The organism is Myxococcus sp. CA005, from assembly GCF_006518205.1.
GTDB lineage: Bacteria > Myxococcota > Myxococcia > Myxococcales > Myxococcaceae > Myxococcus > Myxococcus xanthus.
The window spans coordinates 1-690 of sequence record NZ_SRLV01000205.1 but is presented as its reverse complement, the minus strand read 5'-3'; the positions used below and the strand labels follow the sequence as shown (position 1 = coordinate 690).

The 690-nt window shown below is 64.9% G+C and carries 1 protein-coding gene and 1 pseudogene; both read left to right on the top strand.

What is annotated here, in order from left to right; all coding sequences use genetic code 11:
• Positions 1-208: 208 nt before the first annotated feature.
• Positions 209-460: pseudogene (locus FMQ63_RS37155) on the top strand (transposase); the annotation flags it as partial.
• Positions 461-565: 105 nt separating this feature from the next.
• On the top strand, positions 566-690 hold a 125-nt coding region (locus FMQ63_RS37150), incomplete at its 3' end, for a transposase (RefSeq protein ID WP_216609254.1).

Genomic DNA, 690 nt, shown 5'->3' with positions numbered 1-690 from the left:
CCCATTCCCTCGGTCATCGAGTCCAGGAACTCGCTCAGCTCCCGGTCAAGCTTGCGTAACTGGGCAGGCGTCATGCTCCGTCAACACGGGGCGCCCGCGCCCAATTCATCTGACCGGGTAGTGTTAGGAGCACCTAACGAAAGTAAGGGCTGAAGTGGCCGCTTGCCCTGAAGTGGTCGCCTGCCCTGCGCATGCCCACCTTTCGGAAATGGTCCGAGAGCTCGTCCCCGACGCATTCTGGCAGCGTGTGGCCCCGCTGCTGCCAGCACCGAAGCCGAAGAAGAAATCCGGACGCCCTCGTGCGGATGACCGCGCAGCCCTGGAGGCCATCGTCTTCGTGCTTCTCAGCGGCATCCCTTGGGAGATGCTGCCTCGCAAGCAATTCGGCCTCTCTGGAATGACTGCCTGGCGCCGGCTGGAGGAGTGGACGCGAGCGGGCGTGTGGGAGGAACTGCAGCGTCGGCCTGGTCTGCCCCCCGATTTTCGGACCAGTTGAAGCGTGAGAGAGTCCTCGCGGCCAGGAGGTAGGGCGGTCGTGAGAAAGAGCAGGTTTACCGAGGAGTAGATGGTCCGCATCCTGCGGGAGGCGGAGACGCCTGGGGCCAGCGTGGTGGAGGTGGCCCGGAAGCACGGCGTCGTCGAGCAGACGCTCTACCGGTGGCGGCAGAAGTTCGGCGGCATGGAGGCAGG